This is a genomic window from Xenorhabdus miraniensis (genome assembly GCF_002632615.1).
In genome coordinates this window covers 9,749-20,484 of the sequence record NZ_NITZ01000036.1, presented here as the reverse complement: position 1 = coordinate 20,484, position 10,736 = coordinate 9,749, and the positions used below count along the sequence as shown (strand labels likewise).

Genomic DNA, 10,736 nt, shown 5'->3' with positions numbered 1-10,736 from the left:
CTTCGGCCGTTTACCGGATTATATGCTGCCGGCCAGCTTTACCCGCATTGCATCTGTGCCGCTGACCCTGAACGGCAAGCTGGATCGCCGCGCCTTGCCGGAACCGGCATGGGAAAACCAAGACAGTTATGTCGCTCCCCGCAATGCACTGGAAACCCAACTGTGTGCTATCTGGCAAGAAATATTGGGGTTGGAGCAGGTTGGCATCGAAGATAACTTCTTCCGCATCGGTGGTAACTCCCTTACGGCGATTAAGCTCACGGCAGCTATTCGCCGAGCCTTGGCAATGGAAGTCTCACTGGCGCAATTGTTTGAGCTGAAAACCATCGCTGGCTTAGTCACTCATATAGGACAGCAGGCTTATACGATCATCCCTCACCTTGCACTGGAACATTACCCTTTATCGTTTGCTCAGGAGCGGATGTTATTTATCGAGCAGTTTGAACAAGGCACTAGCGCCTACCACATCCCTTATCTGGTTGAGCTGGATAACGACGCCTGTCTGCCCTTGTTAGAAACTGCCATTAACCGGCTGGTTGAACGTCATTCCGTGATGAAGATGGTCTATCCCAATAATAATCAGGGACAGATTTACCCACAAATGTCGGGCGATGATTTAATTATCCAGTCACAATCCTGTGGAGATCTTGGCACTCTCTTGAGCATGGTTCACGCTGAAATAGCCACACCCTTTGATCTGGCTACCGAACCGAGCCTGCGTTTGTGTCATTATCAATTGTTCGATAATCAATTGACCAATAAGCAAGTGACCGATAAACATTACCTGTTAATGTTGTGGCACCACATTGCCATTGATGGCTGGTCCATTGATATTTTTATGGATGAACTGGCAGAGATTTATCACTCCTTGTCAGAAGGCCGTGACAGCCAGCTAGTGCCTCTGGAGATCACCTATGGCGATTACGCTGCATGGCAACGGGAATATTTACAGGGTGAAGTGCGTGAACGCCAGCTTGCCTACTGGCAGAAAACCTTGGCCGGCTACGAACCCCTGGCTTTACCAACAGATCACCCCAGACCCGCCCAGGTCAATTATCAAGGGCGGGATTTCAATTTTACGCTGGATACAGCGCTGTCTGCGCAGCTAAGAACATTGGCTAAGGCTCAGGAAACCACCTTATATACTGTGCTGCTCAGTGGCCTTTATGTCACGCTGGCAAAATTATCCGGACAGGATGATATCGTACTGGGGACGCCTACCGATAACCGACATCATGCACAAACTCAGTCCCTGATTGGTATGTTCGTCAACTCACTGGTCTTAAGAGCACAGATTCAACAAACTGCCAGTGTGGAAAGCCTGATTAAACAGACCCATAAGATGGTGACCGAAGCCAAGAACTATCAGGATATGCCGTTTGAACATCTGGTTGAAACACTGGGAATTGAACGTGATACCTCCCGCCACCCGATTTTTCAGGTGATGTTCAGCTTACAAAGTTTTGGTGAGAACCTGCCAAACAGAACCCCCCTGCCATTTAATCCGGTTACACTGGACGACTCTCCAGATAGTCCCGCTAAGTTTGATCTGAGCCTGTTTTTGTCCGACAGGCAGGCCAATATTACGGGTTGTCTGAATTACGCGGTCAGCCTGTTTGACGAGGAAACCATCGTGCGGTTGGTGGCTATCTACCAACGGGTGCTGGCTGCATTAGTGGCAAATCAGAAACAATCCCTGTCTGAGCTTGATATCCTGCCCGCACAAGACCGTCATACCCTGCTGCACACCTGGAACCAGACCGATGTTTCCTACCCGCAGGACAAAACCCTGCAACAGGTGTTTGAAGCACAGGCATCCCAGCATCCTGATGCCACTGCCATCATATTTGAAGATCAAAGCATGAGCTATGGCGAACTCAACCGACGCGCCAATCGTCTGGCGCATCATTTGATTGCATTGGGAGTACGTCCGGATGATTTGGTTGCCATTTGTCTTGAGCGCAGTCCGGACATGGTGGTGGGGTTGCTCGCTATCCTCAAGGCGGGCGGCGCTTATGTGCCACTCGATCCGACTTATCCGGCTGAAAGGCTGGCCTATATGCTGGAAGATGCCAAACCAGTGGCTTTGCTGACCCAGACAGCCCAGGCCGGGAAACTGACCCGCGACGTTCCCATGGCGTTAATCGATAACACAGTATTGCTCGATAGTCCGGCTCCACTCTTTGAAACTGTATTAGATAATAACACCCTGCCGGACAATAATCCGGACACACCGGCTCTGGGGCTGACCTCACGCCATCTGGCCTATGTGATCTACACCTCTGGTTCTACCGGCCTGCCCAAGGGGGTAATGGTCGAGCACCGCAATGTGCTGCGCCTGATTATCAATAGTGGCTTCGCCGACGTGGGTCCCGCTGACTGCATTGCCCATTGTGCCAATACATCATTCGATGCCGCCACATGGGAGATTTGGTCTGCCCTGCTCAACGGCGGATGCCTGTATATTGTTCCATCGTCAGTGTTACTCGAACCGATACGTTTCCGTCATACCTTAATCAAGGGAAAAGTCACCGCGTTATGGTTAACCGTTGGTTTGTTTAACGAGTACCTTGATACGCTTCTTCCGGTGTTCGGGCAACTGCGCTACCTGCTTGTCGGGGGGGATGTGCTCAATCCACAGAAGATAAGGCAAGTGCAATTAGCTGACACCCCGCCTGTACATCTGATTAACGGCTATGGCCCGACAGAAACGACAACCTTTGCCACAACATATGCCATGACTTCCCTTGTCGATGTGAGCCAGTCAATCCCGATTGGCCGGCCCATTGGCAATACCCGGATTTATTTGCTTGATCCTCACGGGCAACTTGTTCCGGTGGGGGCAATGGGTGAAATTCATATCGGTGGAACGGGTGTCGCCCGTGGCTATCTGAACCGCCCTGAACTGACGAAAGAGCGTTTCCTGCCCGATCCCTTCTTCCCGGATCCGGATGCCCGCATGTACAAGACCGGGGATCTCGGTCGCTGGCTGCCGGACGGCAATATCGAATACCTTGGGCGCAATGATTTTCAGGTCAAAATCCGCGGTTTCCGCATTGAGCTGGGGGAAATCGAAAATGCCCTTGCTTCCCACCCGCAAGTCAGACAAGCGGTGGTGGTTGTCCATGAACATAACGGGAATAAAGTACTGGCCGCGTATCTGGTCACAGAGAGTGCCCTGTCTGATGATATCCTGATTAGGTATCTCTCCTCCCGCCTGCCGGAATATATGCTGCCGGCCAGCTTTACCCGCATTCAATCCATGCCCCTGACCCGGAACGGTAAAGTGGATCGCCATGCCCTGCCAGAGCCAATCTGGGAAAACAGGGACAACTATGTTGCTCCCCGTAATGAACTGGAAACCCGGCTGTGTGCCATTTGGCAGGCGGTATTGGGGCTGGAACACATCGGCATTGAAGATAACTTTTTCCGCATTGGTGGTGATTCGATTGTCAGTATCCAGCTCGTTTCCAAACTGCGTCAGGCAGGCTTTTCCCTTCAGGTTAAATCGATTTTTGAAGCGCCAACGGTGGCCCGGTTAGCCCAACTGCTGACATTGTCATCATCGACAGCAAAAGTCATTGCAGAGCAGGGATTATTAAACGGGGAATTTGGTTTATTGCCTATCCAGCAGACTTTCTTCGACTGGAGCTTATCGAATCCGCACCATTGGAATCAGGCATTTATGCTCCAGCTTCCCGGATACATCAAACATGCGGATATTGAGCAAGCTTTAATCAGCCTGACTGAGCGGCATGATATGTTACGTACCCATTTTGCCCACACTGAAAATGGCTACCGCCAGTGTTATTCTGCGGAAACCGCTCTCTGTCTGCCAGCATTACTGCACTGTGATGTCAGTCAGTTCTCAGACGCTGAACTACATCAACAATTGACCCAATGGCAAAACGGGTTTGATTACCATAACGAGCCATTATGGCAGGCTGGTCACCTGACCGGATACGCTGATGGCAGTGCCCGGCTGTTCTTTGCGTTTCATCATCTAATTATTGACGCAGTGTCGTGGCGCATTATTACTGAAGATATGCGTCTGTTATTGCAGGGCATGGCGTTACCAGCGAAGACCAGCAGTTACCGGCAATGGGTGGCCGCTGTCCATCATTATGCAGAACAACATCAAGATGAAGTGCCCTACTGGCAACGGATGATGGCCCAACAAACAGTAGCCGGAAAAACCATCAAACCAGCGCTGGATAGCATCACCCAGCACGGGTTAAGCATTTCTGCTGAGATGACGAACATCCTGCTACACGAAGCCAACATCGGTTACCACACGGAAATTAACGACTTACTGCTGAGCGCACTGGCACTGGCCTTGCAGGAAACTTTCTCACAAGACGTAAACTACATCCTTCTGGAAGGACACGGTCGGGAACCCATTGATAAAACATTGGATCTTTCCGAAACCGTCGGTTGGTTTACAACCATGTACCCCGTTCGTCTGGCAATGCAGGCTGATATTGCAGAAACCATTATTCACACCAAAGAGATGCTTCGGGGCATACCAAACAAAGGTATTGGCTACGGCGCATTACATCAAGCGGGATATCTGACAGGCGATTTGCCAGCCATCAGTTTCAACTACCTCGGGCAATTAGGAGGAGCCAGCCATCAAGACTGGCTCATAACCAGTGATGGTTGTGGGGATATGATCGCCAGCGAAAACGACAGCCACTTACTGTTGGGCATCAACGGCGCAGTTCAGGCAGGAAAACTGCAATTTAGTGTGGATTCCCGTCTGCCACAATCCCAGACCGCGGTGTTTATCAAGGCATTTGAACAAGCACTCATTAACATCACCGCGACGGGTCAAAAACAGGCTCAGGCAGGAGGAATAAAAACCTCCAGTGATTACGGAATCAAGGGCGTTTCGATGGAGCAGCTAAACCAGCTCACGCATCGTTTTGCTCAAGTGAATAATGAAAATCCGCACCTCCAACCACAAAAGAAAACAATTTTGGACTTGTAAAAAATGTTGATGCTATTTAAAGAACTTAACAAAAATCATGTATCAGTATGGGTTTGTGAGAATAAGTTGAAGCTGGCATTTACAGGGGATAATCCCCCTGCTCAACTTATTGATAAGGTTAAGCAGAGAAGAGAGGACGTATTAGATTTCCTAAACGAGAAAAATATCTTCTCTGAAGAAGAATTCAAAAGTTTTATTTTCAGTGAAAATCATGCTGGATTGAATGATTCTGTCCCATCTCCCAGAAACAAAATTGAAGCGATATTTCCTGCCAACAGTTTGCAACAGGGATTTGTATACCATTATCTGGCTCAGCCACAGGATGATGCCTATCGTGTACAATTGCTGGTGGATTATCACACCAATGTTGATCTTGCTGCCTATCAAGAAGCATGGTCACTGGCTTCGCTCCGTTTTCCCATCCTCAGAACCGCATTTGATTGGGAGGGAGAGATATTACAGATAATCACAGCGGGTTCCAGTATTGGCCCAACGAATTTTACTTCCCTGAATATCACTCAATTATCAGAAGAAGATCGCAACAAAGCCATTGAAGCGATCCAACAAAATGACCGCAATCTGCCTTTTGATTTAAATCAGCCCGGATTAATCCGTTTCACATTCATCAAACAGGATGAACAGCTAATAACAGTGTTAATCACTCTGCATCACTGCATTGTAGATGGCTGGAGTTACCCGATTTTATTACAGGCTGTGCATGAGTATTACAACCAACTGATAAAGGGACAAATACCACAAGTTGTAGTGGAACAGGCTTATCTGGCAACCCAACAATACCATCTTGATCATAAAACCGAATCAGAAGCCTATTGGGATGAATGCAAAGCACAATTTCAGAGAGCTAATGATCTTTCAGCGCTGTTAAGTCATCACACTGACTTAACGCAGATAAAAGCCGTTGAAAAGCCTGCTGAACAGATACTCACTATACAGGGAAGCATTTATGAACAGCTAAAAGACACGTGCCGGACACAAGGCGTTACGCTCAATGTGGTCCTGCAATTTGCCTGGCATAAATTATTGCACAGTTATACTGGCGATAAGCAAACCATTGTTGGCACCACCGTGTCTGGTCGCGATGTTCCCATAGAGGGTATTGAGTCCAGTGTGGGACTGTATATCAATACATTGCCGTTGATGGTGCAATGGGAGTCGACAAGCAGTGTGGCTGCTGTCTTACAAGACATCCAAAAAAATATCGCCGCACTCAACAGCCACAGTGCCGTATCACTCGCCAGCTTGCAGCCAGATGGAGAACGGTTATTCCATAGCCTGCTGGTTTTTGAAAACTACCCTGCCCCAGCGCTGAGCGAAAACAAGGAAGGCATAGAACATACCCTGACATTCCGACATGCTGTCGAAAAAGTAGATTATCCGGTGTTATTAATGGCCTATGAGCAAGATAACCGTTTAATCATAAAATTAAGTTATGGTGAAGACTGGCTGACGGAAAAACAGGTACAACGCCTGCTTTGCCAGCTTGAATGTATTCTGCGCGCTGTAGCATGTAATCCACACCAGTCTCATACGTCAGTAACACTCCTCAGTGAAGAAGAGCGCCATACCCTGCTGCACACCTGGAACCAGACCGATGTTTCCTACCCGCAGGACAAAACCCTGCAACAGGTGTTTGAAGCACAGGCATCCCAGCATCCTGATGCCACTGCCATCATATTTGAAGATCAAAGCATGAGCTATGGCGAACTCAACCGACGCGCCAATCGTCTGGCGCATCATTTGATTGCATTGGGAGTACGTCCGGATGATTTGGTTGCCATTTGTCTTGAGCGCAGTCCGGACATGGTGGTGGGGTTGCTCGCTATCCTCAAGGCGGGCGGCGCTTATGTGCCACTCGATCCGACTTATCCGGCTGAAAGGCTGGCCTATATGCTGGAAGATGCCAAACCAGTGGCTTTGCTGACCCAGACAGCCCAGGCCGGGAAACTGACCCGCGACGTTCCCATGGCGTTAATCGATAACACAGTATTGCTCGATAGTCCGGCTCCACTCTTTGAAACTGTATTAGATAATAACACCCTGCCGGACAATAATCCGGACACACCGGCTCTGGGGCTGACCTCACGCCATCTGGCCTATGTGATCTACACCTCTGGTTCTACCGGCCTGCCCAAGGGGGTAATGGTCGAGCACCGCAATGTGCTGCGCCTGATTATCAATAGTGGCTTCGCCGACGTGGGTCCCGCTGACTGCATTGCCCATTGTGCCAATACATCATTCGATGCCGCCACATGGGAGATTTGGTCTGCCCTGCTCAACGGCGGATGCCTGTATATTGTTCCATCGTCAGTGTTACTCGAACCGATACGTTTCCGTCATACCTTAATCAAGGGAAAAGTCACCGCGTTATGGTTAACCGTTGGTTTGTTTAACGAGTACCTTGATACGCTTCTTCCGGTGTTCGGGCAACTGCGCTACCTGCTTGTCGGGGGGGATGTGCTCAATCCACAGAAGATAAGGCAAGTGCAATTAGCTGACACCCCGCCTGTACATCTGATTAACGGCTATGGCCCGACAGAAACGACAACCTTTGCCACAACATATGCCATGACTTCCCTTGTCGATGTGAGCCAGTCAATCCCGATTGGCCGGCCCATTGGCAATACCCGGATTTATTTGCTTGATCCTCACGGGCAACTTGTTCCGGTGGGGGCAATGGGTGAAATTCATATCGGTGGAACGGGTGTCGCCCGTGGCTATCTGAACCGCCCTGAACTGACGAAAGAGCGTTTCCTGCCCGATCCCTTCTTCCCGGATCCGGATGCCCGCATGTACAAGACCGGGGATCTCGGTCGCTGGCTGCCGGACGGCAATATCGAATACCTTGGGCGCAATGATTTTCAGGTCAAAATCCGCGGTTTCCGCATTGAGCTGGGGGAAATCGAAAATGCCCTTGCTTCCCACCCGCAAGTCAGACAAGCGGTGGTGGTTGTCCATGAACATAACGGGAATAAAGTACTGGCCGCGTATCTGGTCACAGAGAGTGCCCTGTCTGATGATATCCTGATTAGGTATCTCTCCTCCCGCCTGCCGGAATATATGCTGCCGGCCAGCTTTACCCGCATTCAATCCATGCCCCTGACCCGGAACGGTAAAGTGGATCGCCACGCCCTGCCAGAGCCAATCTGGGAAAACAGGGACAACTATGTTGCTCCCCGTAATGAACTGGAAACCCGGCTGTGTGCCATTTGGCAGGCGGTATTGGGGCTGGAACACATCGGCATTGAAGATAACTTTTTCCGCATTGGTGGTGATTCGATTGTCAGTATCCAGCTCGTTTCCAAACTGCGTCAGGCTGGCTTTTCCCTTCAGGTTAAATCGATTTTTGAGGCGCCAACGGTGGCCCGGTTAGCCCAACTGCTGACATTGTCATCATCGACAACAAAAGTCATTGCAGAGCAGGGATTACTAAGCGGGGAATTTGGTTTATTGCCTATCCAGCAGACTTTCTTTGACTGGAATTTATCAAGTCCACATTATTGGAATCAGGCATTTATACTCCGATTGCCCGGCGATATCAGTTATGCCGCAATTGAACAGGCTCTGACCATCCTGACTGAGCGGCATGATATGTTACGTGTCTATTTTGTCGACACTGAACAGGGTCATCGCCAATGTTATCCCGCAGAAATGCCATCCTGGCTACCTGCATTACTGCACTGTGATGTCAGTCAGTTCTCAGACGCTGAATTACATCAACAATTGACCCGATGGCAAAACGGGTTTGATTACCATAACGGGCCATTATGGCAGGCTGGTCACCTGACCGGATACGCTGATGGCAGTGCCCGGCTGTTCTTTGCGTTTCATCATCTGATTATTGACGTAGTATCCTGGCGAATTATTGCTGAAGATATGAGCAGATTGTTGCAAGGTAAAACATTGCCAGCGAAGACCAGTAGTTATCGGCAATGGGTTAATGCTGTTCATCACTACGTAGAACATCATCAACAGGAAGTCCCTTACTGGCAACAAGTGGTGACAGACAGTCATACTCATCCTATTTCCGATGAAATCAATCACCACATGCTGGGCATTTCCACTGAATTAACTGACATTCTGCTACGTGAATCTAATGCCGGTTATCAGACTGAAATCAATGACTTATTGATCAGTGCCCTCACACTGGCATTACCTGTTGTTTTATCAAAACCGGTTAACCACATCATACTTGAGGGACATGGTCGGGAAACTATCGACAATACACTGGATGTTTCCGAAACCGTCGGCTGGTTTACAACCGTGTATCCTGTTCGTCTGGCAATGCAGGCTGATATTGCAGAAACTATTATTCATACCAAAGAGATGCTCCGTGCTGTGCCAAACAAAGGTATTGGTTATGGCACACTACGTCAGACAGGATACTTGACCGGGGATTTGCCGACGATCAGTTTCAACTACCTTGGCCAATTAGGCGGGGAAACCGAACAAAACTGGTCACTGACCAGCGATGATTACGGAGCCGTAGTGGCAGACGATAATCATAGCCATTTGCTGCTGAACATTAATGGCCTGATTCAAGCGGGCAAGCTGCAATTCAGTGTCAGTTCCCGCTTGTCAAAAGTTCAGACAAAAGTGTTTATCACAGCATTTGAGCAGGCACTCTACTCTGTTATCACAACGAGTCAAAAACAGGCTCAATCGGGCGGGATAAAAACGCCCAGTGATTATGGTGTTAAAGGGATTTCAATTAAGCTCTTGTGCCATCTTCAGCAGATGTACCAGATTGAAGGGCTGTACCCTGCGACCAGCTTGCAGCAGGGATTCATTTATCACCATTTGACTCAGCCGCAAGATGATGCCTATCGGGTGCAACACCTGTTGGATTATCACACACAACTTGACCCTGCTACCTACCAGCAGTCTTGGGTTCTGGCTTCACTGCGCTTCCCCATCCTTAGAACGGCATTTAACTGGGAAGAGGAAGTTTTGCAAATTGCAACTGAAGGCGCAAGTATTAGTGCGGAGAATTTCAAGATCAAAGATATCAGTCACTTACCAGAAGAAGAACAGAATAACGCAATTGACGCAATCCAGCAGCATGACCGTACCCTGCCTTTTGATTTTAGTCAGCCCGGATTAATCCGTTTTACCTTAATTAAACAGCATGAAAATCTGGTAACCGTGCTGATTACACAACACCACTGTATTATCGACGGCTGGAGTAACCCGATTTTATTGCAGACCGTACATGAGTATTACAACGAACTCACGCAGGGGCGCATCCCCCAAGTAGTGGTAGATAAAGCCTATCTGGCAACCCAACAATACTATCTGAATCATAAAGCAGAATCTGAGGCTTATTGGGATGAACGCAAAACACAATTCCACAGAGCCAATGATCTTTCGGCGCTGTTAAGTCACGACATTGATTTAACGCAAATAAAAGCGATTGAAAAACCAGCGGGTAAAGCGATTACCCTACAAGGAAACGCTTACCATCAGCTTAAGGAAATGTGTCGTGAACAAGGTGTTACTCTCAATGTGGTCCTGCAATTTGCCTGGCATAAATTGCTACACAATTACAGCGGAGATGAACAGACCATTGTCGGCACGACTGTATCCGGGCGTGATGTTCCAGTGGATGGAATCGAGTCCAGTGTTGGCCTGTATATTAATACCCTGCCGTTGATGGTGCAGTGGACTCAGGCGGACAATATCTCTGCGGTTTTACAAGACATACAGAAGGATATCGCCGCACTCAACA

General features: G+C 48.9%; 2 protein-coding genes. Both read left to right on the top strand.

What is annotated here, in order from left to right; all coding sequences use genetic code 11:
* Positions 1-4,990, top strand: a 4,990-nt coding sequence (locus Xmir_RS20360) for a non-ribosomal peptide synthetase (protein WP_145956920.1), incomplete at its 5' end; no start/stop codon positions are given.
* Between the two features lie 3 nt (positions 4,991-4,993).
* Positions 4,994-10,736 (top strand): non-ribosomal peptide synthetase (locus Xmir_RS20355; RefSeq protein ID WP_145956919.1); only part of this gene is annotated, 5,743 nt, incomplete at its 3' end.